This window comes from Campylobacter sp. CCUG 57310, assembly GCF_013201975.1.
Classification (GTDB): domain Bacteria; phylum Campylobacterota; class Campylobacteria; order Campylobacterales; family Campylobacteraceae; genus Campylobacter_A; species Campylobacter_A canis.
This window is the reverse complement of the sequence record NZ_CP053845.1, coordinates 1291671-1314837: the sequence shown is the minus strand read 5'-3', so window position 1 is coordinate 1314837 and position 23167 is coordinate 1291671. Positions and strand designations below refer to the sequence as shown.

Genomic DNA, 23167 nt, shown 5'->3' with positions numbered 1-23167 from the left:
TCGAATTTCGGCGATTTATCGGTATGGAAGTAACTAAAAATTTAATCACAAAAGGCGCAGGGGTAGAAAACAGACCCCTTAATAAAAATAGTGACACAAAGGGTGTCGGCTCGCTTTTTAAAAATCAGCCAAGCCCTTCAAATCAAACTCAAAGCGAAGTAATTGTTGAAAAGGGCTTGCAAGATCTTGATAGACTTGTAAATCGCTTGTTGAACGAGCTAAAATCAAATCCTAGCGAAGCAAAACTGGCAGAGATCACAAATCAGGCCAAGAGCCTGCAAGTGTCACCGAATTTGGCTAAAGATCTTAAAAATCTTATAGCTCTAGCCGAGCAAAATCCGGAACTAAAAGGGCTTGCGCAGAAGCTAAAAGCGTTTTTAAAGCCTATTAGCGAGCTTAAGGGCTCTTTGTTTAACGAGCAGATAAAAAGCTCAGGCGTCATGCTTGAAGCAAATTTAAAAGATCTCCTTGTAAATAAAAACACGCTTCCAAGCTCTATAAATAAGCTATTAGGAGATATAAAAAATCTTTCTAATCCAAAGCTTTTAAATGAAATTTTAACTCTTGCAAAGGACGATACTTTAAGCACAAACGCAAGCTTTAATAAACTTTCTGAAATTTTAAACAGTGCTAAAGCGCAAAATAAAGAAATTCTTAATTCTTCAAATATAAAGCATCTGCTGACGCAAAGCTCTAAGCTTGAAAATATGGCTAAATTTTTAGATAAGCAGGCGAATTTAATGAATCAAAAAGGACTTGCTTTAAGCGAAGAGGGTGTAAAAACTAAGCTTTTAAAAATCTCTGAAATTTTAATAAATTTAAAAGAAAAACTCCCAAATATGGCGGGTGAAAAGTTAGCCCAAAGCAAAATTTATAGCTCAAATTTAAAAGAGCTTTTAAGCGCCGTAAACGAGCTTGAAAAGTCCGTCGAAGGCACCCTAAAGCAGTCAAATTTGATAAATTCCTTCGGAGAGCAAATTTTAAATCGTTCAAACGCAAGCGAAAATTTAAGCCTTCAAGATATGCTAAAAACCGTTGCTAAAAGGCTAAATCAAGCTCTAATGCTGGCCGATAAGGCGGGATTTGACGCTAAGAGCGGACTTGATGAAATTTCAAACCTCTTTAAGCAACAAAATTTAGCCCAAAAAGATATCGAACTAATAAAGCCAAAGATTACAGAAGATGCTATAAAAACGCTTCAAAACGATGTAAAAAGCACGCTTTTAAATATCCAAAACAAAAGCGAACCAAACTCTCAAATCAATCAACTAAGCTCAAAACTGCTTGCGCAAATCGAGATAAATCAACTCGTCTCAAGCGTAGCCGGCGGACTTCAAACCTATCTTCCTTATGTCTGGGACGGAGTTGATGGAGGAAATATATCCTTTAAACGCGGCAAAAAGCAAAAACATTACGCGCAAATCGATCTAAATTTTCAAAAATTCGGCGCCATAAATATCATGGTAGGATTAAGCGAAAACAAATATCTTGATATATCAATAGCTACGCAAAAAGATGAGTTTAAAGAGTTGATTTTAAGCGGCACGAAAGAGCTTAAAAAGTCTATAAGCGATCAGGGTCTGATAGTATCAAATTTTAGTCTAAAAACGTTGCCAAAGCTTTTGGCAAATTCCGCTTATACGGGATTTGACGGGCTTGATATGGGCTTTGATAAGAAAATTTAGGAGCTTGTTTGGCTAAGATAAAAACAAAAAAAGCTGTCGCTCTTGGTTATAATAAAGCCAAAGATAACGCTCCAAAAGTGCTTGCAAGCGGCTCCGGGGAAGTGGCTAAAAACATTATAAATTTAGCCAAAGAGCATGATATACCTATTAAAGAGGACGCCGATCTTGTCGAGCTTTTAAGCAAAGTTGATATAAATGAGGAGATTCCGCCGAATTTGTATAAGGCGGTGGCTGAAATTTTTAGCTTTTTATATAAGATGACGAATAAAAAATAAATTAAATTTAAATATATTGCGTTTTTAAGATATAATGCGCAAAATTAAAAATTAAGTTGGCGGAAAGTGAAACAGAAGTTAGTATTGATAGGAGCGTCTACGGGAGGTCCCGGACACCTTAAAAAGCTTTTTCAAAATTTAGATATCGGCAGCGCAAGTGTAGTCATAGCTCAGCACATGAGCCTTATGTTTATACCGAGTTTTATAACTCAGTTTGATAAAGAGTGCAATGCCGATGTGTTAAAGCTTGAAGGCAAAACGCAGCTAAAAAATAAAATTTATATATGCGAAAAGAACTCTGAAATTTTGCCTACCCAGCCGCTTAGTGCAGCCGTTTGTGCAAAAGGCAAGGAGACTACTTATAATCCGAATGTAAATTTGCTCTTTGAATCCGCCGTGCAGGCTTGTAAATTTTGCGATGTGATGGCTATACTCTTAACGGGTATCGGAGATGACGGTGCAAAAGGACTAAATGAGCTATATAAAGCCGGCGCAACTTGCATAGCCGAAAGCGAAGCAAGCGCGATAGTATATGGTATGCCAAAACGGGCCAAAGAGATAAATTCAAATTTAAGATCGCTTTCTATCAGCGAGATAAGAGCGGAGCTAGAGAGGTTTGTGAGTGTTTTTTGATAAATTTAAGAAAGTTTCGCCTTCGGATAACTTGCAAGAGTCTAAAGCAACCCCTCTGCCTAGCGATATGAAAGGGCTTGATAAGTTTATCCAAAACATTAAAAGCATCTGCGGTGTTGATCTGGAGAGTAAAAAAGAGACTATAAAACAACGCGTGGCAAATTTCGCTCAAGCTCACTCGATCGAGACTTTTGAGCTTTTAAGCACAAGGATTATAGTTGATCGTGTTTTAAGGCAAGAGGTGCTAAATCTAATCACTATCAACGAAACTTATTTTTATAGAGAGTTAGCTCAGCTTCAAGCCGCGATTTATTATGCCAAAGAGCGTGGATTTACGCGCATACTTTGTGCACCTTGTTCAACGGGAGAGGAGGTCTATTCGCTTGGAATTTTAGCTAATTCGAATTTGCTAAATTTGTCTGAAATTTCGATAGTCGGCATAGATATAAACTCAGAAGCGATTGACAAATGCCGCGAAGCTACTTACTCCGAACGCTCGCTTCATAGACTAAACGATAATCAAAAAAATATATATTTTGATAAGGTTGATGATAGATTTAAGATTAAAAAAGAGCTTTTGCCAAGAAGCGAATTTAGCGTGGTAAATATCTTTGACGATTCGCTCTTTAAGCTCGGTAAATTTGACGTGATATTTTCAAGAAATATGATGATATATTTTGATGAGGATTATAAGCTAAAGACTATCGAGAGATTTCATAAAATCCTAAATGATGACGGTAGGCTTTATACCGGGCATGCGGATTTGGTGCCTTATACTTCGCTTTATAAAAAAGTTATTGTTACAAGCTCGTCATATTATGTTAAAATTTAAGATTATTATTTATTAAAAATTTATACACACAATAGTAAAAATAAGTTTTGCTTTATTTTAGTAGAGTTATAATTACAAATTATTTAAGAGCTATTTAAATAATAGATAAATATTTTTGTATTACAAGAAGGAGTTTGGTGTGAAAATTTCAAGTAAAGTAACAATAATGATAGTTTTGTCATTTATTGTTTTGTTGTCGGGAATAGTTTATTTGTATGATAGTATGAACGATAAAGCAATCGAGTATTCTAAACATGAATTTTTAAAAGCTATTGTAAATGAAAAAAAGATAGCCTTAGACGAAGAGATAGATATAGTAAATGGTTTTATTAGTGCTATTATTAAAGAATATGAGGATTTAGGAGAGTCTAGCGAGACTATAAAGAGAAATGTTATTAACTTTGTAAAATCGATAAGATTTGGTGAAGACAACAAAGGATATATATTTATAATTGACGACAAAGGAAACTTTATACTTCATCCTACTTTACCTCACTGGAATAATACCAATAAACTCGATGTGACTGATGCTAACGGGATGAGATTCATAGAAAAATTTATAGAAACTAGCACAAAAGATGAATATGTTGAATATTCCTTTAAAGCACAAAATCAGAAGGAAGCAGTTCCTAGTATAGGAAATAGCCGTAAAATAAAAGTAGGTGACATGGATATGATATTTATCATAAGAACCGCTCTTGACGGCACTTATGCTAGAGTAAATGAGTTAGATGATGATATGGAAAAAACTTCTTATGAGAATATGAAAAAATTCTTTATAACTTCAACTGTTATAATGGTTATATCTTTAATTTTAGCGATGATTTATACTAAATTTTCTATAACTAATCCTTTAAATAGTCTAATAAATAGAGCCAGAAATCTCTCAAGCGGAGACGGAGATCTTACAAGAAAGCTTGCTATAAACGGCAAAGACGAGATAGCTCAGGCAAGTGAAGCGATAAATAGCTTTATAGAAAAAGTAAGAATTCTTATAGGTGACGCCAAAGGTCTATCTGCAGAAAATTCGTCTGTAGCAAACGAACTGAGTTCCACGTCCTTGCAAACAGGAAGAAGAGTTGAGGAATCAACTTTGATAGTAGCCGATACTACCCAAAAATGCTCTAATATGCAAGAGATGATGCAAGCATCGGTTTTAGTAGCCAAAGAGAGTAAAAACGATCTTCAAAAAGCAAGCGAGTATATAAAATCAGCGAATGATGCGATCAGAAAACTTAGTTCGCAAATAGAATCTTCTGCAAGAACCGAGAGCGAAATGGCTATGAATATAGAACGGCTCAGCAAAGATGCCGAGCAAGTGAAGTCCATACTTGTTGTAATAAATGATATAGCCGATCAGACAAATTTACTTGCTCTTAATGCTGCTATAGAGGCTGCTAGAGCCGGTGAGCACGGACGCGGGTTTGCCGTAGTTGCCGATGAGGTTAGAAAACTAGCCGAGAGGACACAAAGCTCATTAACTGAGATAAATGCAACTATTAGCGTGATAGTTCAAGCTATATCTGATTCAAGTGAACAGATGGGTATAAATTCAAAACAGATACAAGATCTTACTATTGTTGCAGACGATGTGGAAAAAACTATAAATATAATGAGCGAAGTAATGAGTGACGCTATAGTAATGTCTGATAAGACAGCTGAGGATTATATCAAGACGGGCGAAGGCGTAAGTGAAATAATGAGCGGAATTTCAAATATCAATTCAATTTCAACCGAAAATGCAAGAAGCGTAGAAGAAATAGCGAGTGCCGCCGAACACTTAAACAAAATGACTGACACGCTTAATAACAAATTAGCCGAATTTAGAACCTGAAGCATAATAGGCTTTGATTTTTAGCCTTTAGTTGCTGATTTTTAGCTATTTTTAAGACTTGTGCTTTAGTTAGAGTTGCAAGTCTTATTTTATTTATCTTTTTTTAATCTAGCAAATTTCTATATCTCTTATAAACCGCATTCCAGTAGATAGCGCCTAGGAAAAACATACACCCCATAATGATAGTAATGCCCCATAGCTTAAGACCTAGCTTAAATAGCAATCCTATGCCGGCTGAAGTTAGCGCTCCTATGCCAAGATAAACCATATCGTTATAGGCGATAATTCGTCCGTAGTATCTATCGTCGCATTTCTGTTGAAGCAGGGTAAAGGTATAGCTCCAAAGGCTTGAGGTAAAAAACCCTGCCGCCATCGTCCCTAAAAAGCCAAGATAGAAGTTAAACTGCAAAATTCCCCATATGCAAACGCCTATGCCGTGACCGATGTAGATATAAAATAAGGTCTTTGTATTTACAAATTTGCTAAGAAGTATCGGACCTATCAAAAGCGCGATGGATCTAGCCGCGTTTATAAATCCTATTACAAGCGAAGCTGAAAGCAGCTCTTTGTATTGATAATCGGCTAAAAGCGCCACAAGAGCATCATATGAAGTAACTCCTACGATGCCGTGTAAGATAATTAGATGCATCACAAGAGGATTTTGCTTTATGTAGCCAAGCCCCTCTTTAAGCATATGCAAAGCCTTCTCGCCTTTGTTTTTCGCCATATTTTTTATATCTAGCTTTAAAAGCAAAAATAGAGCAAATACGTATAGAGCGCAATCAAGCAAAAATGCGCTTTTAATCCCGAAAAAGTGTATATAAATTCCCGCAAGTCCCATGCCCGAGGTGTAGGAGATAGAAAATATCAGAGCGTGAATTTCGTTAGCTAGCTTTAAATCCTCTTTGGTTAAAATTTTAGGAAACATACTCATCTCGACCTGAAAATATGTCCCGCCTGCCGCCGATCGGACAAAAATGATGATAAAAAGCAACCAAAGCATATCAAGAGAGTTGATAAAAATCAGGATAAAAACAGTTATCGCTTCAATCACGATAAGAGATACAAGCATAGGTTTTGGGTTGAATTTATCTACGATAACGCCGCTAAAAGGAGCTAGCACGACTCCGGGTAAAAACGCCGTAGCTGCGGCTAGAGTTATCGCCCAAACAGGCGCGTCAAGCTTTATAAGAAGCGTAAAAACTCCCGTATGAGAAAACCAAACTCCAAAATAACAAATGAGTTGAATAAGAGAGAGCCTTGCAAAAATTCGCTCTCTCTTTAAAAGCGATATAAATTTATTCAAACTTATTTATCCCACAGCACTATGATCTTAGAAACTGGACTGTCAATGCTTAAAGTATCTATGCTGTGTTGTTTTTTGCCTATCAAATTTGAGCCGTCAAATTCAAATTTCACGCCAAGTATTTTGACCTCCATAAATATCTTATCCTCTTTTGAGGATATCTTTGTCACTTCAAGCTGCTTAAAGATATCTTTTAGCGTAGAGGCCGTGGATAGTCCTTGCGGAGTCTTGTAAATCGGTGATATGACGTGAATTTCAAGTATCTTGTCGTCTGCTGCGGTTATGATGTAAAACAGAGGCTCGAATTTAGAATCAAGCACATAGTATTCAAATGTTTCGTTGCCTTTTTTATCGGGATACCCCGCACCTTTTTTGATGCGATCTTGTGGATACTCTTTTAGGATGTCTTCAAGTTTGGCGTCTTTGCTAAATTTTGTAAATGAGTATTTGGCGATTATGTTTTTGGATTTTTTATTTTCTTTATATATACCGTGAAAGGTGCCGTTTTTGCATAAATTTACTTTTTTACCGCTAGTCGTAACGCTTAAAATCCCATCTTCTATCAGAAGAGAAAATGCGGCTTTGACTCCATCTTTTTCATAATAAAATTTTCCGTCTTTGAAATTTACCGCTTCGTCAAATTTGCATTTTTGCCTGCCTTCATCGGTTAGGCTATCTGAATACACAACAACTCTTGTTTCGTCTTTATAATGTGTAAAAACTATACTTTGAGAGTTTGCCGATATGTCTCTTTTGATGAAAATTTTATTATAGTAATCTTGTTGGCTAAGCTCTTTTTTGACCTCTTCTTGTTTTATTTCAGGCTTTGGTTTTGGCTTAGGCTTTGGTTTTGGCTTAGGCTTTGGTTTGATTACTTCTTGGGTTGTATTTATATCAGGCGTTACGATTGGCTCAGGAGCGCTTTTGGGAGTACACCCTATGAAGATGACGGCTACTAAAATCGACAGTAAAGCATTTATGTAAATTCTCATCAAAAAGCCTCCTTAAAGTTATTATTTTAAACGATTATACAACTTTTTATTATTAAAAGATATTAAACCAAGTCTTTAAAGAGGCATTTATAAGCTTTAAAATCGTAAATCAATCTTGTTTTAAAACCTACTTTAGAGGTTTATAGATCAAATTTTGTCCGAAAACCTCTTTTATGAAGCTATCTTTGTTTTCAAGCTTGGTTAAATTTCTTCCGTCAAATTTATAAACCGTCTTTTCTTTGTATTGATTTACTAGAGTTACTTCGGTGCCTTTTATAGTGTATGTTCCGTTTTCAAGGGTTCTTTGAGAGCTTTTTTTATGGATGACAGTTTCAAGCATAAAATTTCCGTTTTTAAAAAGCTCTAGCGTGCTAACGGCCACTTTGCAGTCGGCACATAAGATGCTAGCCTCATACACTCCCGCTACGTCGGCGCTAACGCTACAGGCTGGCAGAGTTTCTTTGGTATCACAATCTTGTTTGCTTAAATTTTGCGAGGCGCAACCGCTAAATAAAATCAAAGCCACGCCTAAAAATATAAAATTTTTCATTTTTTGCCTTTATAGCTTGATTAAAGTTAGCAATTATATAACAAATTTGTTTATAAATTTGTATTGCCGCCCTTTAAATGTATATGTGTTATAATTTGATAAATTTCAAAAAGGAGTTAAGATGTATAGCGAATTTATGGTGTTTGGGCTCGTGGTAGCTGTTTTAGCGTTTTTGTTTTTAAAAGCAGGTATCAAAATCGTCTCTCAATCTGATATTATGATTATCGAGAGGCTTGGTAAATTTCATAAAATTTTAGATGGCGGATTTCACCTTATCATACCTTTTATAGATCAAATTCGCGCGGTTATAACGGTAAGAGAACAGCTTGTGGATATACTTAAGCAGCAAGTTATCACTAAAGACAACGTCAATATATCCGTTGACGGAATCGTATTTTTAAAAGTAACCGACGGAAAAATGGCGCTTTATAACGTAGATAGCTATAAAAAAGCTATCGCAAATTTGGCTATGACGACCCTGCGCGGCGAGATAGGAGCTATGAATCTTGATGATACGTTAAGCTCTCGCGACCGATTAAATTCGGCTCTTCAAGTAGCTCTTGGCGATGCTGCCAGCAACTGGGGCGTAAAGATCATGCGCGTTGAAATTTCTGAAATTTCGGTTCCTGCCGGCATTGAAGCGGCTATGAATATGCAGATGAAAGCCGAGCGTGAAAAGCGAGCTATCGAGCTTAAGGCTCAAGCTGAAAAAGAGGCTTTGATACGCAACGCAGAGGCTTTAAAACAAGAAAAAGTGCTTCAAGCTGAAGCTATCGAAAGAATGGCGGATGCGAAAAAATACGAGCAAATCGCCATAGCCCAAGGTCAAAAAGACGCGATGGATATGATAAACGAGAGTATGGCTCAGAATAAAAATGCGGCTGAATTTTTGCTTGCTAGAGATAGAGTCGCGGCATTTAACGAGCTGGCTAAAAACAGTGCCAATGATAAAATTTTAGTCCCTTATGAGGCTACCGAACTTATAGGTTCGCTAAGCGTTCTAAAGGATTTTATATCAAATAAAGCAAAATAAGGAGTAGAGATGATACCTCCGTATCTTGTTTTGGCTTTTGGTATGCTTTTGGTGGTTGCAGAGTTGCTTGTGGGATCGTTTTTTCTTCTATTTTTTGGCCTTGGATTTTTAGCTGTCGGAATTTTAGGATTTTTTATAGATTTTTCGTGGCATGTTCAAATTTTACTCGCCTCGCTTATCTCCGTTGCGCTCTTAATCCTGCTTAAAAAGCCTATGAAAGAGAGGTTTTATAGCTCAAAAGATGAGGTAAAAGATGACTTTTTAAACGAGATCGGAGAGGGCGAGATAAAAGAAGGAATGGTATATTTTAAAGGTACTCTTTGGAGTTATGACGGTGATTTAAAAGATGGACAGAAAGTCCAAGTAGTCGGCACAAAAGGAAATAAAGTCATACTAAAAAACGACTAAAGCGAAATTTGAGTGCTTTTAGGGCACTCAAATTTTATATTAATGGTGGTGGTGATGACCGTGATGATGTCCATGGTCGCCATGATGAGCACAGCCTTGCTCGCAAGAGTGACCACAGGATTTGCCGTCGTTATGATGCATTTGATGATGCGGACATCCATCTTGCATCTGGTTTGCCGTAGGTTTTGGCTTGTCTTGTGCACATCCTGCAAAAAGCAGTGTTATTGTAGCTATGATAGCTAGTTTTTTCATGATTAACTCCTTTGAAATTTTGGTATTGGGCAGTTATTTTATCATATTAAAGATTATTTTAAATACGTAAATTAATATTATTTGTTTTAGATATTAGTATTTTTGTCAAATTAAACAGTGTGAAAAATGAATTGATAGAGAGATTTTCTATTGTACCCAAGTACAATAGAAAATTTTACGCAGTCTAATGTATAATATAAAAAATTTTAAAAAAAGGAATGTGCTATGGCAACTATCACTGGTGTAGTAAAGCAAATTTCAGGAACAGTTTTAGCAGTAGACGCTAACGGAAACGAGAGAACTCTTAAGCTTGGAGATGAAGTTTATTTAGGAGAAACCATAAAGACCCAAGGAGAATCAAGTAGTATTGTTATAGCTCTTAACAATGGTAAAGAAGCAACAGTTTTGGGTAATGATGAACTAGCTTTAAATCAAGGTTTTATAGACTCAGGATCGCAAGATAATGTAATTGCAGATATAAATTCTTTGCAGCAGGGTATCTTAAGGGGTCAAAATTTAGAAGGTTTGGAGGCGACTGCAGCCGGAGGCGGTAGTGGCGCTATAAATTCTGAAGGAACTTTTAGCCAAACATCTTTTACAAGAAGTGGTAGTATATCTAACGTGGTTGCAGATTATGGTGATCTGGATAATCCTTTATCAAATACTAGAGATTTTAGAACATCACTTGGAGCAAGTTTTCCAGATGGCGACACTACTCCAACCCCTGCGCCTACGGTTAAATTTGATGAAGATACAAATAATGACGGATTACTAAACAAATCAGAAAACGATTCAGACGGCAATCCAAATCAAACAAAAGTAACCATAACAGTTCCTCCTGCAACAGAGGTAGGCGATACATTAAATATCACTATTACAAAACCGGATGGAACAAAGGAAAACAAAACAGTAATAGTTACTCCTGACATCAAAAATAATGGCTATGTTATGGAAAATATTCCTGTTGAAGACGGCAAGCTTTCAAAAGTAGAAGCCACTATTACCGACAAGGCAGGTAATGAAAGTCCTAAAGGAAGTGATGGGGTAACAGTAGATATAACTCCAACCCCTGCGCCTACGGTTAAATTTGATGAAGATACAAATAATGACGGATTACTAAACAAATCAGAAAACGATTCAGACGGCAATCCAAATCAAACAAAAGTAACCATAACAGTTCCTCCTGCAACAGAGGTAGGCGATACATTAAATATCACTATTACAAAACCGGATGGAACAAAGGAAAACAAAACAGTAATAGTTACTCCTGACATCAAAAATAATGGCTATGTTATGGAAAATATTCCTGTTGAAGACGGCAAGCTTTCAAAAGTAGAAGCCACTATTACCGACAAGGCAGGTAATGAAAGTCCTAAAGGAAGTGATGGGGTAACAGTAGATATAACTCCAACCCCTGCGCCTACGGTTAAATTTGATGAAGATACAAATAATGACGGATTACTAAACAAATCAGAAAACGATTCAGACGGCAATCCAAATCAAACAAAAGTAACCATAACAGTTCCTCCTGCAACAGAGGTAGGCGATACATTAAATATCACTATTACAAAACCGGATGGAACAAAGGAAAACAAAACAGTAATAGTTACTCCTGACATCAAAAATAATGGCTATGTTATGGAAAATATTCCTGTTGAAGACGGCAAGCTTTCAAAAGTAGAAGCCACTATTACCGACAAGGCAGGTAATGAAAGTCCTAAAGGAAGTGATGGGGTAACAGTAGATATAACTCCAACCCCTGCGCCTACGGTTAAATTTGATGAAGATACAAATAATGACGGATTACTAAACAAATCAGAAAACGATTCAGACGGCAATCCAAATCAAACAAAAGTAACCATAACAGTTCCTCCTGCAACAGAGGTAGGCGATACATTAAATATCACTATTACAAAACCGGATGGAACAAAGGAAAACAAAACAGTAATAGTTACTCCTGACATCAAAAATAATGGCTATGTTATGGAAAATATTCCTGTTGAAGACGGCAAGCTTTCAAAAGTAGAAGCCACTATTACCGACAAGGCAGGTAATGAAAGTCCTAAAGGAAGTGATGGGGTAACAGTAGATATAACTCCAACCCCTGCGCCTACGGTTAAATTTGATGAAGATACAAATAATGACGGATTACTAAACAAATCAGAAAACGATTCAGACGGCAATCCAAATCAAACAAAAGTAACCATAACAGTTCCTCCTGCAACAGAGGTAGGCGATACATTAAATATCACTATTACAAAACCGGATGGAACAAAGGAAAACAAAACAGTAATAGTTACTCCTGACATCAAAAATAATGGCTATGTTATGGAAAATATTCCTGTTGAAGACGGCAAGCTTTCAAAAGTAGAAGCCACTATTACCGACAAGGCAGGTAATGAAAGTCCTAAAGGAAGTGATGGGGTAACAGTAGATATAACTCCAACCCCTGCGCCTACGGTTAAATTTGATGAAGATACAAATAATGACGGATTACTAAACAAATCAGAAAACGATTCAGACGGCAATCCAAATCAAACAAAAGTAACCATAACAGTTCCTCCTGCAACAGAGGTAGGCGATACATTAAATATCACTATTACAAAACCGGATGGAACAAAGGAAAACAAAACAGTAATAGTTACTCCTGACATCAAAAATAATGGCTATGTTATGGAAAATATTCCTGTTGAAGACGGCAAGCTTTCAAAAGTAGAAGCCACTATTACCGACAAGGCAGGTAATGAAAGTCCTAAAGGAAGTGATGGGGTAACAGTAGATATAACTCCAACCCCTGCGCCTACGGTTAAATTTGATGAAGATACAAATAATGACGGATTACTAAACAAATCAGAAAACGATTCAGACGGCAATCCAAATCAAACAAAAGTAACCATAACAGTTCCTCCTGCAACAGAGGTAGGCGATACATTAAATATCACTATTACAAAACCGGATGGAACAAAGGAAAACAAAACAGTAATAGTTACTCCTGACATCAAAAATAATGGCTATGTTATGGAAAATATTCCTGTTGAAGACGGCAAGCTTTCAAAAGTAGAAGCCACTATTACCGACAAGGCAGGTAATGAAAGTCCTAAAGGAAGTGATGGGGTAACAGTAGATATAACTCCAACCCCTGCGCCTACGGTTAAATTTGATGAAGATACAAATAATGACGGATTACTAAACAAATCAGAAAACGATTCAGACGGCAATCCAAATCAAACAAAAGTAACCATAACAGTTCCTCCTGCAACAGAGGTAGGCGATACATTAAATATCACTATTACAAAACCGGATGGAACAAAGGAAAACAAAACAGTAATAGTTACTCCTGACATCAAAAATAATGGCTATGTTATGGAAAATATTCCTGTTGAAGACGGCAAGCTTTCAAAAGTAGAAGCCACTATTACCGACAAGGCAGGTAATGAAAGTCCTAAAGGAAGTGATGGGGTAACAGTAGATATATCAGTTAAAAGTCCTCAAATAATTTTTGTAGAGGATGGATATAGTGTAGGAAATGCAAATCCTAGTTTAAATAATGATGGAATATTGAATAGGTTTGAAAATAGATCAGATGGTAATGAGCAATTTACAAGAGTAAGAGTAATTATACCTGATGATGCCAAAGTGGGAGATACTATAGATATTAAAGTTGCGGATGGTTTGATAACAAGAACTAATAAGGTGGTTATTAACCAATCAATTTTTAATGATAAATTTTATGAAGTAAATGTATCTATAGAAAACAATAAAACATATACGGCAGAAGCTACTATTACCGATAAAGCAGGCAACAAGAGTGAAACTGTAAGCGACAAAATACTTGTAAGCTTGACTCCACCACCACCACCTGAAGTTACTTTTGTAGAAGATGGCGCGCGCGCAGGAACCGATAATAAAATTATAAATCATGACGAAAATTCTAGTGACGGCGATCAAAGCAAGACAACTGTCAATGTAAAAATTCCTCAAGATAGTGGCGATAAAAAAGTTTCGATCGGCGATATCTTAAATATTAAAGTATATAAAGATGGAAATGTTATAGATACAAAGACTATAAAGATTACCGATCAAAATATGCTAGATAGTCTTAGAAACAATGGTGAAAATGTACAAATAGGAAATTTGACAAACAAGAGCATGTATAAAGTCGAAGCTACTATTACAAATGCGGTCGGCAGTATAAGCGATTTAGGTTCTGATGAAGCAAGGATAGATATAGCGCCTGTTGTTACTTTGATTGAAGATACCAATAATGATGGATACCTTTCCGGAGAAGAAAATAAAAAAGGAGATAATAATCTTCGAAAAACAACCGCAGAGATTACTATACCTGAAGGAGCTGTTGTCGGTGATAAGATGAAAGTAGCTTATACTGATATTAACAATCCTAACGGACCTAAACTAACAAAAGAGGTAACCCTTACTCAAACTGATATAGATAATAAAAAAGTAACTACCGATATCCCTGTTCTATCTGGTGTAAAAACAGAAGTTTCGGCTATCTTAAAAGATAAGGATGGCGGTGTCGATAAAAGTGAAAATTCTAATACAGACTGCGTTGAGCTTGGACTAAGAACTATTGATGTTAAATTTGACGAGATACAAAATCTTGAGCTTCTAACCAGACAAGAAGCTATCTCTGATGGCAAGCTTGATAAAACTACAGCAACAATCACTATACCTGATAATGTAAAAACAGGCGATAAGTTGATTTTAACTATCAAAGAGCCTGGTAAGGCAGAGAAGAATGTAGAATATACGTTTACTGTTGATGAAAATACAGGTCTTGTAACCATTTCAGGCGGCGGCACGGATAAAGCTCTAGTTCCAACGGACGATCCTTACGTATTTAAGTTGCCTAATATTGCAATGAAGCCAAGAGACATAAATGATCCTGAAAGCAAAGCGAACGATACTACTATTAAGGCTAAAGTTGATTATTCTGACTCAAAGCCTGATGCCTCGACAGATGTTAAATCTATAGGCGTAGAAGCCTTAAAAACGCCTGAAGTAATATTTGATGAAGCTAAAGGCGCTAAGGTTACAAGTAGAAATGATGCAGTGTCTGATAATGATCTTTTCAATACTCCAGTAACTATTAAAATTCCAAAAAATACAGTTACAGGTGATAAACTAAAAGTAACTATAGTAGAGCCTCAAGAAAATGGAGCTGATAAAACAACTATTAAAGAATACACTATAAATAAAGACAAAAATAACGGAAAAGTAACCATAATAGATAATAGTACCGGCAAGCCTATAGATATGGCTACAAATAATAGTTTTAAACTAATTGGTATCGATACTCTTCCTGGTAAAAAGACAACTGTTAAAGCCGAGATAACCGATGCTTTTGGAACTTCTTCAGCAACAAGTGAAAACACTTTAGCAGATCTTAACGAAATGGCTGTAATGTTTGATGAAGATACTAGTAAGAATACAATTTTATCAAGAGATGAAGCATCTAAAGATAAGAATTTGTATGAAACTACCGTAAGCATTAAAATCCCAAGTAATGTCGTAAGCGGCGATAAGCTTATGGTTACTGTTAAAGAAGGAACAGATAGCGTAATGCATACCCAGTATAGCATTGAAAAAGATCTGAACGGGGTAGTAATCATTAAAGATATGCAAGGAAAAGCAGTAAAAGTCTATGATAATAACACTATCAAGATAGACGGTGTTTTTATGAGTCCTGATAAGAAAACTACTGTAGAAGCCAAAACGCAGGATAGTAAAGGCATAAGTAAAGCAGAGGCTAATAACTCTAGTATCTTGACTAAGCTAAATGATGATATGTCTATTAAATTTGATGAGGACACTAGTGAAAACGGAATTTTGTCTCCAGGTGAAAATTCTAAAGATAATGAAACAAATAAAACGACTGTCAGCATTAAACTTCCTAGCAATATAGTAGATGGCGATAAATTAACATTATCTGTTGGAGATAAAAAAGGTGTTCTTGAAAAGCAATATACCATTCATAAAGACGATAGTGGCAATATAACTCTTAAGGGTGGAAGTGAAGAGATACAAGTAACTGATAATGTAGCCAAGATTGCTATACATATCACTGAAGAAAATAAAATTGATGTTGAAGCCAAAGTAACGGATAGCAAAGGAACCGACAAAGTAAGCGCTTCTAATATTCTTGAGATTACCGGAACAGGTCCCGGTGTTAGAAAAATCGGCGTGATATTTAATGAAGATAATGATAGTAAAGACGGTAAGCTAACTAGAGATGAAGCGATGAAGGACGGCTCTTTGGATACTACTACGGCTAGAGTTACTATCCCAAGCGACGCAACAACGGGAGACACTTTAAAAGTAAGTATAACTCATGCAGACGGATTGATTGAGGTTAGAACATATGCGGTAGAAAGTAGTAAGGCGGGGATAACTGTTAGAGATCAGGCGGGAAAGGATGTCCCTGTTGATAGTGACGGCAATATTAGAATAGAAGGCATCAGGATGTCTGAGGATAGATCTTCTGCTGTTAAAGCTGAAATAGACGGCAGAGGTTCTGCTGAAGGAACATTATCTTTATCTCCTATTACAAAAGAATTAACCGTTTCATTTGATGAGGATAATGCTAGCAGAAATGGCAAGTTAAGCAGAGATGAAAGTATGGGCGATACAGAGTTACATAAGACAACTGCTAGCGTAACAATTCCAAAAGATGTTGTTTCTGGCGATAAAGTAGTAGTTACTATTAGCGAACCGCAAGCAGGTGGCGGATCTGTTTCAAGAACCGAAACGTTTACTATTCAAAAAGATGTTAGGGGTATAATTAGTGCAATTGATTCTAAAGGGCAAAAAGTCGATGTTATTGAAAATACAATTAAAATTCAAAACCTTAGAGTGCTTGAAGGTCAAAAAACATCAGTGACTGCTAAAATTCAAGACGTTACAGGAAAAGATATAATAACTCAAAGCAAAGAAGTTGAGCTAGAAACTATTAAGCAAGAGTTAGAGGTTGTATTTGACGAGGATGTTAGCAATGATGGTATTATGAGTAGAGATGAAGCTATGCAAGATATTAATTTCAGATCTACTACGGTAAGCATTAAGCTTCCAAGTAACGTTATAGAGGGCGATAAGTTGAAAGTAACTATCAATGAACCAAATAAAGCACCTATTGTCAAAGAATTTACTATCCATAAAGATGATAAAGGTGTTGTAACTGTTACGGATAATACTACAAATGCTCAATTAAAAATTGTTGATAATGCTATCAAGCTTGAAAATATAGCCATGATTGAAAAACAAAAAACATCTGTAAAAGCAGAGCTTACAAATAGCGAAGGTAAAGATAAATCAGAAAGTGAAGATAGCGCGCAGTTGCTGAAAATGCAAGATGTAAAATTTATGGAGTTTACTGAAGGTAGTTTTGATAAAGGTGTAATAACTATCAATCCTGAGCAAAATGCAAAAGACGGAGATGCAAGCTCTACTAAGATATTTATGCGTCTTCCTGACGATGTTGTAGTGGGCGATAAAATGGTTATAAGCTATACTGATCCTGATGACAATACAAAAAATATTACACAAGAATACCGAATAGCTCAACAAGATATAGACTTTGGAAAAGTTGGAGCAACTATACTTACGAAGCCGGGAACTGATATAACTGTTACATCAAAAGTTGTTGATCAAAAAGGTATTTCAAGTAAGCTTGTATCTTTTGGCATGAAAATCACAGATGACGGCAAAGACAACGTTGTTGAGTATGATGCCAGCAAGAAAGCTATCTATGGTGGTTTGGGCAAAGATACTTTAGTGTTTAACTCAGATATCGATCTAAGTAAAGTTGCAAATCTAGACAAGAAGATAGATAGCTTTGAGGCTATAAAGCTAGGTAATGACGGCGCTAGTGGGGCTGTTAAGCTAACTATCACAGCTAAAGACGTATTTGACGTGACCGATGATTCTAACACCGTACTAAAGATACTAGGTGATGCTAACGATAAAGTTGCAGGCAAAGGCGAGTGGAGAGAGTCAGCCGATCAGTCAAAAGCCGAAGCGGGCTTTAAAGTCTATGAAAGCGTAAATCAAGTAGACGGTAAGACTATCCAAATTCAAATAGACTCAGACATCAAAACAGATTTTTAATCTAAATTTACCCCGAGAAACATATCTCGGGGTAATCAAATTTAACTTCTAACAAAATATTTTTTATTTCAAATTTCACAATTGTCTTTATAAATCATTTTTTATTATAATTAAAACCATTTTTAGCTACACTTTTGCAAATTGAAACAAAGGAAAATTTTGGCAAGACTTAGTGTAGATGAAGCTATAAATTTGATAGAAAATGCCGAGCTTAACGAGCTTGGAGCTATGGCGCTAGCCAAAAAGCGAGAGCTTCATCCTGAAAAAATCACAACTTTTATCGTTGATAGAAACATAAATTATACCAACGTTTGCTGGGTTGATTGCAAATTTTGCGCATTTTATCGCCATGCAAAAGAAGAAGATGCTTATGTGTTAAGCTTTGAAGAAATCGGGCAAAAGATAGAGGAGCTAATAGCCATAGGCGGTACGCAAATTCTCTTTCAAGGCGGCGTTCATCCTAAACTTAAGATCGACTGGTATGAAAACTTAGTCGAGTGGATCAGTAAAACTTATCCGCAGATCACTATTCACGGTTTTTCTGCGATTGAGATTGATTACATCGCAAGAATTTCTAAAATTTCAACTCGCGAAGTTTTAGCTCGTCTAAAGGCAAAAGGGCTTTATTCTATTCCGGGAGCCGGTGCCGAGGTGCTAAGCGATAGGGTTAGAGATATCATAGCACCTAAAAAATGCGACACCGAAACTTGGCTAAGGGTCCATAAAGAGGCTCATGAGATCGGCGTAAAATCAACTGCGACTATGATGTTTGGCACGGTTGAGACGACTCGCGAGATAGTTGAGCATTGGCAGCATATTAGGGATTTGCAAGATCTTACCGGAGGCTTTAGGGCGTTTATATTATGGAGTTTTCAAGGGTTAAATACCAAATTAGCCGCCGAGAGACCGGAAATACAAAAACAATCATCAAACCGCTACTTGCGACTGCTTGCCGTTTCAAGGCTCTTTTTGGATAATTTTAAAAACATCCAAAGCAGCTGGGTAACGCAAGGAAGCTATATAGGGCAGCTTGCACTGCTCTTTGGTGCAAACGATCTAGGCTCAACCATGATGGAAGAAAACGTCGTAAAAGCCGCAGGCGCAGCATACAGAATGAATCAGGACGAGATGATAAATTTAATACGCGATGTGGGCGAAAAACCTGCAAAACGCAATACAAATTACGATATATTGGAGAAATTCTACTAATGAAAGTTGTAAATTTAAAAGTTAAAAACACTCAAATTCCAGTCGTCTTTGAAAGCTCAAAGGCTTTGCCTGTAGTGTCTTTAAAGCTTGTTTTTAAAGTGGCGGGAAGCTATGAGGACGGTAAGCTTGCGGGACTTGCAAATTTAAGCGCAAGACTTTTAAACGAAGGCACTCTTAAAAAAGGCTCAAATGCCTTTGCAAAAGAGCTTGAGATGCGTGCCATATCGCTTCATGCACAAACAGGATTTGAAACGCTAAATATCGATCTAAGCTGCTTAAAAGAGCATTTTGAGTTTGCATGCTTAAAATTATCCGAGCTTTTAAAAGATCCAAATTTTAGCGAGGATATCCTTGATAAACTAAAAAAGCTAGTAATAGGCGAAATTTTAAGCAATGAAAGCGACTTTGATTATGTAGCGCGGTCTGCTTTAAACGAGCTTTTGTATCCAAACACTTCACTTGCAAGAGGGTCGATAGGCACTAAAGAGAGCGTGTCTAAAATCACGCTTAAAGAGATTAAAGAATTTATCAGCTCTCATCTTGATTTGGCGAATTTGATGGTTGTTTTTGGCGGAGATGTAGATCTTAACGAGCTAAAACTAGAGCAAATTTTAAGCGGTTTAAGCGACGGCAAGGCGCGAGAGCTAAAGAAGCTGCAAACTAGCCAAAAGATGAGTCAAAAGTTTATCATTAAGCCAAGCCAACAGGCTTATATATACTTCGGCGCTCCTTTTGAGGTGGGTATAGATGAGAGATTTAAGGCTAAAGTGGCTAGTTTTATACTAGGTGAGAGCGGCTTTGGCGCTAGGCTTATGGAGGAAATTAGAGTAAAACGAGGACTTGCGTATTCAGCTTACGCAAGAAGCGGATTTATGCTAAGCTACTCTCAAATTTCAGGTTATCTTCAAACCAAAAACGAGAGTAAGGACGAGGCTATAGCAGTAGTGAAGGACGAATTTGATAAATTTGTCAAAAAGGGCGTTACGGCACGCGAATTAGCTCAGGCTAAGAGATTTTTGCTGGGTTCTCAACCGCTTCGCCAAGAGACGCTTTTTAACAGGTTAAATATCGCTCAAGGTGAGGTTTATAACGGCTTTAAGATCGGCTCGTTTAAAGATGAGCTTGATAAAATTTCTAAGCTAAAACTTAGCGAGCTTAACGAATTTATAGCTTCTCACGATGAGATAACCAAGCTAAGTTTTGCCGTGCTTTATAATGAAATTTAAACCCGGCGACAAGGAAATTTTAAACAAAATAGGCGTATTTACGCTACTTGATCTTTCTCTTAAAATTCCAAAGAGCTTTGATGACACGACTATAACCCAAAGCCCAAAAGACGCTAACGTGAGCATCGAAGTGGTGATAAAAAACTCATATAGGCAAAGCGGGATCTTGCATATCTTGGCGTGGTGTGAGAGCTGGGAGCAAAACGTTAAAATCATCATATTTAATGCCAAGTCTTGGCATTTTGGAGCATTTAAAACAGGTAAGCAAATTTATATAAACGGCAAATGCTCCTTTGCTTTTGGCTCTTGGCAGATAACAAATCCAAAGATAATCACAAAAATAAACGAGATAATCCCAAAATACAAACTAAGTTTGCGTGACGATAGATTTAAAGAGCTTGCAAGCAGATATGTAACTATAGAAAATTTGCTTGCCGAAGGACTTAACGAGAGTGAAGCCAAATTCTTAAGCGATCTGCACAAGAGCGATCATAATAGCGCACATTTGCTTGAAAATTTAGACAAAGGCTCGCACGGGCTTGAAATTTTAAAATTTGTTGAGATTTATAACTATCTAAGAAAGCTAAGTGCTAAAAAAACCGATTTTGCAAGCGAAAAAGTAGAAACTTTTGATATAAGCCCTTGGATAGCATCCTTGCCGTTTAAGCTTACCGATGATCAAAAAAACGCCATAGCCGATATCAGGCTTGATCTTAGCGGCGATAAGGCAAAAAGGCGAGTTGTCATGGGCGATGTAGGAAGCGGTAAGACTATAGTTATCCTTGCTACGGCTTTAAGCGTATATCCTAAAGCTGCAATCGTGATGGCGCCTACTTCTATACTTGCCGAGCAAATTTACGATGAAGCGGTGAGGTTGTTGCCTCGATTTATGAATATCAAGCTTGTAAAAAGCGGTGAAAAAGAGCTTGAATTTGAAGGCGTAAATTTGATAATAGGCACGCATGTGCTTCTTTATAACGAGCTTGTCAAATCGCCTGTCGTTATGATAGATGAGCAACATCGCTTCGGTTCAAACCAGCGCGAGAAGATAAATCAGCTGGTGCGCGACGGGCAAAACTACGCTCATGTGATTCAGTTTTCAGCCACACCCATACCGCGTACTCTTAGTATGATACAAAGCTCGTTTGTGGAATTTAGCTTTTTAAAGCAGATGCCGTTTAAAAAAACTATACATTCGCAAATTTTACAAAGCGGGGATTTTGAACGGCTTTTAAATCACATCAGGCAAGAAATTGCAAAAAATAAGCAAGTAGTTATCGTGTATCCTCTGGTAGAAATAAGCGAAAGTTCAAGCTATCAAAGCTTAAGCGAGGCGCAGGATTTTTGGCTTAAAAATTTTAAAAATGTATTTATAACCCACGGTAAAGATAGGCAAAAAGAGCAAATTTTGCGTGAATTTAGACAGAGTGGAGATATCTTGCTCTCAACTACAGTTGTTGAAGTGGGAATCTCTTTGCCTAGGCTTAGTACGATAGTCGTAGTGGGGGCTGAAAGGCTAGGGCTTGCCACGCTTCATCAGCTACGAGGCAGAGTGGGTAGGCAGGGTGGAGAGGGCTTTTGCTTTCTCTTTACTAAGCTTAAAAATCCGCCTGAGAGACTGCGTGAATTTTGTGCCACGCTTGATGGATTTGAGATAGCGCAGATAGATCTTAAAAATCGTCAAAGCGGAGATATATTAGGCGGAGTGTTTCAGCATGGAGCGACGTTTGAATACTATGAATTTGAAGAGAATTTAACGGCTGCGGCAAAAAATCGTTTAGAGAAAATTAGCATAAATAAATTTTAAGAACGTTGTCTAAAGCGCTAAAATTTGACTTGTTTATTTGCCGCAAGATGGGTTTTGGCATGAAATTTATAACCATAAGGAGATGAAAATGCCGTTTGTAAATATCAAAATCACAAAAGAAAAAGAGCCTGTAACCACAGAGCAAAAGCAGAGACTGATATCGGGAGTAACCGAGCTTGTGGCTGAAATTTTAGGAAGAAACAAGGCTTCAACGGTAGTGATAATAGATGAAATCGAAATGGATAATTACGGGCTTGGAGGCGAAAGCATAACTCAAGTCAGGAAAAAACAAGGAAGATAAAATTAACTTCAAATTTTGATGGTAAAATTTAAGTCGCTTAAGTTAGCTGATAGTTTGGTTTATGTCAGTTTTTAAGAGATTAAAAGTAAATTTAAGTAAATAGAATGATGGGGCAAAGGCTGCCCCTAAATTTTAATAAAGTCCGAATTTGCCGTCTGAGCGTTTGTATAAAACTCTCATTTTGGCATCTATATCGTTAAATACGTAAAACTGCATATCGCTATCTTTAAGCTTTGCTAGCGCTTCTTCTATCTCAAGCGGCTTATATAGCTCAAGCTCCATAGGAATAACCTCATCTATATCTTCGTCGCTAGGCTCATCGGCTATGGTTGCCCTTATAGCTTTGCCGTCGTCTTTGTTTTTAACGGTTACGTTCTTATCATGCTCTCTGCGAAGTACCTTTGAGGCGCGATCTATCGCAAGATCAACCGCTGCGTATAAATCCTTGTCTTTTTGGCGAATAACTATAGTATCTTTTCTAGCCAAATTTATAGCAAATTCTACGCTAAAACCTTTTTTGCCGTTTTTTTCATCAGCCGAAACGACGCAACGTCCCGAAATAATATCTAAATTGTATTTGTTGAGCGAATCAAAAGCGTTTTGGATGTAGCTTTTGATCGGATCGGTTAGTTCAAATTGTTTTCCTGTGATGCTTGTATTCATCATAGCTCCTTTGCATTAATGTGCGTCTATTATAACA

At 36.9% G+C, this 23167-nt stretch carries 17 protein-coding genes; 12 read left to right on the top strand and 5 right to left on the bottom strand.

What is annotated here, in order from left to right; translation table 11 throughout:
• Nucleotides 1-23: 23 nt before the first annotated feature.
• From CORI_RS06525 to CORI_RS06505, 5 genes are all read left to right on the top strand, one after another.
• The gene (locus CORI_RS06525; protein ID WP_173031294.1) at nt 24-1685 is read left to right on the top strand and encodes a flagellar hook-length control protein FliK; all 1662 of its coding nucleotides are present in this window, start codon (nt 24-26) and stop codon (nt 1683-1685) included.
• Between the two features lie 8 nt (nt 1686-1693).
• Nucleotides 1694-1960: a FlhB-like flagellar biosynthesis protein gene (locus CORI_RS06520; RefSeq protein ID WP_169942468.1), complete on the top strand. Its 267-nt coding sequence runs from the start codon at nt 1694-1696 to the stop codon at nt 1958-1960.
• Nucleotides 1961-2026: 66 nt separating this feature from the next.
• The gene (locus CORI_RS06515) at nt 2027-2593 is read left to right on the top strand and encodes a CheB methylesterase domain-containing protein (RefSeq protein WP_173031293.1); all 567 of its coding nucleotides are present in this window, start codon (nt 2027-2029) and stop codon (nt 2591-2593) included.
• Complete coding sequence (locus tag CORI_RS06510) at nt 2583-3425, top strand: protein-glutamate O-methyltransferase CheR (protein ID WP_254064897.1); 843 nt, start codon at nt 2583-2585, stop codon at nt 3423-3425. The genes CORI_RS06515 and CORI_RS06510 overlap by 11 nt, the downstream gene beginning before the upstream one ends.
• A gap of 139 nt (nt 3426-3564) precedes the next feature.
• Nucleotides 3565-5259, top strand: a complete 1695-nt coding sequence (locus CORI_RS06505) for a methyl-accepting chemotaxis protein (protein WP_173031292.1) — start codon at nt 3565-3567, stop codon at nt 5257-5259.
• A gap of 103 nt (nt 5260-5362) precedes the next feature.
• Here the strand turns inward: CORI_RS06505 and CORI_RS06500 are convergent, their stop codons facing one another.
• From CORI_RS06500 to CORI_RS06490, 3 genes are all read right to left on the bottom strand, one after another.
• The gene (locus CORI_RS06500; RefSeq protein WP_173031291.1) at nt 5363-6565 is read right to left on the bottom strand and encodes an MFS transporter; all 1203 of its coding nucleotides are present in this window, start codon (nt 6563-6565) and stop codon (nt 5363-5365) included.
• Nucleotides 6566-6567: 2 nt separating this feature from the next.
• A complete protein-coding gene (locus CORI_RS10795; protein WP_301952195.1) occupies nt 6568-7557 on the bottom strand; it encodes a TonB N-terminal domain-containing protein in 990 nt (329 codons plus the stop codon).
• Between the two features lie 127 nt (nt 7558-7684).
• On the bottom strand, nt 7685-8107 hold the full coding sequence (locus CORI_RS06490) for a copper resistance protein NlpE N-terminal domain-containing protein (RefSeq protein WP_173031290.1): 423 nt from the start codon (nt 8105-8107) through the stop codon (nt 7685-7687).
• A gap of 136 nt (nt 8108-8243) precedes the next feature.
• Between CORI_RS06490 and CORI_RS06485 the strand changes: the two genes are divergently transcribed.
• Together CORI_RS06485 and CORI_RS06480 are read left to right on the top strand one after the other, a co-directional pair.
• Nucleotides 8244-9140, top strand: coding sequence for an SPFH domain-containing protein (locus tag CORI_RS06485; protein WP_173031960.1), 897 nt, complete (start codon nt 8244-8246; stop codon nt 9138-9140).
• 9 nt (nt 9141-9149) lie between these two features.
• Nucleotides 9150-9548 (top strand): NfeD family protein, encoded by a 399-nt coding sequence (locus CORI_RS06480; protein WP_173031289.1) that lies wholly within the window; start codon nt 9150-9152, stop codon nt 9546-9548.
• A 39-nt stretch (nt 9549-9587) separates the two neighbouring features.
• On the opposite strand, the gene CORI_RS06475 is transcribed toward CORI_RS06480, so the two are convergent.
• A complete protein-coding gene (locus CORI_RS06475; RefSeq protein WP_173031288.1) occupies nt 9588-9800 on the bottom strand; it encodes a hypothetical protein in 213 nt (70 codons plus the stop codon).
• 225 nt (nt 9801-10025) lie between these two features.
• Here CORI_RS06475 and CORI_RS06470 point away from each other — a divergent pair, with 225 nt between their 5' ends.
• The 5 genes from CORI_RS06470 to CORI_RS06450 all read left to right on the top strand — a co-directional run bounded on the left by CORI_RS06470 (nt 10026) and on the right by CORI_RS06450 (nt 22467).
• Nucleotides 10026-17924 carry a retention module-containing protein gene (locus CORI_RS06470; RefSeq protein ID WP_173031287.1) on the top strand — a complete coding sequence of 2633 codons (7899 nt, stop codon included), beginning with the start codon at nt 10026-10028 and terminating at the stop codon, nt 17922-17924.
• Nucleotides 17925-18083: 159 nt separating this feature from the next.
• Complete coding sequence (locus CORI_RS06465; RefSeq protein WP_172197577.1) at nt 18084-19133, top strand: dehypoxanthine futalosine cyclase; 1050 nt, start codon at nt 18084-18086, stop codon at nt 19131-19133.
• Nucleotides 19133-20359, top strand: a complete 1227-nt coding sequence (locus tag CORI_RS06460; RefSeq protein ID WP_173031286.1) for a pitrilysin family protein — start codon at nt 19133-19135, stop codon at nt 20357-20359. The genes CORI_RS06465 and CORI_RS06460 overlap by 1 nt, the downstream gene beginning before the upstream one ends.
• Nucleotides 20349-22166 carry an ATP-dependent DNA helicase RecG gene (recG, locus tag CORI_RS06455; protein ID WP_173031285.1) on the top strand — a complete coding sequence of 606 codons (1818 nt, stop codon included), beginning with the start codon at nt 20349-20351 and terminating at the stop codon, nt 22164-22166. Before CORI_RS06460 ends, recG begins: the two co-directional genes overlap by 11 nt.
• A gap of 88 nt (nt 22167-22254) precedes the next feature.
• Nucleotides 22255-22467, top strand: a complete 213-nt coding sequence (locus CORI_RS06450; protein WP_169942444.1) for a 2-hydroxymuconate tautomerase family protein — start codon at nt 22255-22257, stop codon at nt 22465-22467.
• Between the two features lie 132 nt (nt 22468-22599).
• On the opposite strand, the gene raiA is transcribed toward CORI_RS06450, so the two are convergent.
• Nucleotides 22600-23130 (bottom strand): ribosome-associated translation inhibitor RaiA, encoded by a 531-nt coding sequence (gene raiA / locus CORI_RS06445; RefSeq protein ID WP_172197586.1) that lies wholly within the window; start codon nt 23128-23130, stop codon nt 22600-22602.
• Nucleotides 23131-23167 lie beyond the last annotated feature (37 nt).

What these genes read in the sequence shown, in the direction of transcription:
- CORI_RS06525 (WP_173031294.1), top strand. Translation starts at nt 24, where the DNA reads ATGGAAGTAACTAAAAATTTAATCACAAAAGGCGCAGGGGTAGAAAAC.
- CORI_RS10795 (WP_301952195.1), bottom strand. Translation starts at nt 7,557, where the DNA reads ATGAGAATTTACATAAATGCTTTACTGTCGATTTTAGTAGCCGTCATC.
- CORI_RS06490 (WP_173031290.1), bottom strand. Translation starts at nt 8,107, where the DNA reads ATGAAAAATTTTATATTTTTAGGCGTGGCTTTGATTTTATTTAGCGGT.
- CORI_RS06485 (WP_173031960.1), top strand. Translation starts at nt 8,244, where the DNA reads ATGGTGTTTGGGCTCGTGGTAGCTGTTTTAGCGTTTTTGTTTTTAAAA.
- CORI_RS06480 (WP_173031289.1), top strand. Translation starts at nt 9,150, where the DNA reads ATGATACCTCCGTATCTTGTTTTGGCTTTTGGTATGCTTTTGGTGGTT.
- CORI_RS06475 (WP_173031288.1), bottom strand. Translation starts at nt 9,800, where the DNA reads ATGAAAAAACTAGCTATCATAGCTACAATAACACTGCTTTTTGCAGGA.
- CORI_RS06470 (WP_173031287.1), top strand. Translation starts at nt 10,026, where the DNA reads ATGGCAACTATCACTGGTGTAGTAAAGCAAATTTCAGGAACAGTTTTA.
- CORI_RS06460 (WP_173031286.1), top strand. Translation starts at nt 19,133, where the DNA reads ATGAAAGTTGTAAATTTAAAAGTTAAAAACACTCAAATTCCAGTCGTC.
- recG (WP_173031285.1), top strand. Translation starts at nt 20,349, where the DNA reads ATGAAATTTAAACCCGGCGACAAGGAAATTTTAAACAAAATAGGCGTA.
- CORI_RS06450 (WP_169942444.1), top strand. Translation starts at nt 22,255, where the DNA reads ATGCCGTTTGTAAATATCAAAATCACAAAAGAAAAAGAGCCTGTAACC.
- raiA (WP_172197586.1), bottom strand. Translation starts at nt 23,130, where the DNA reads ATGAATACAAGCATCACAGGAAAACAATTTGAACTAACCGATCCGATC.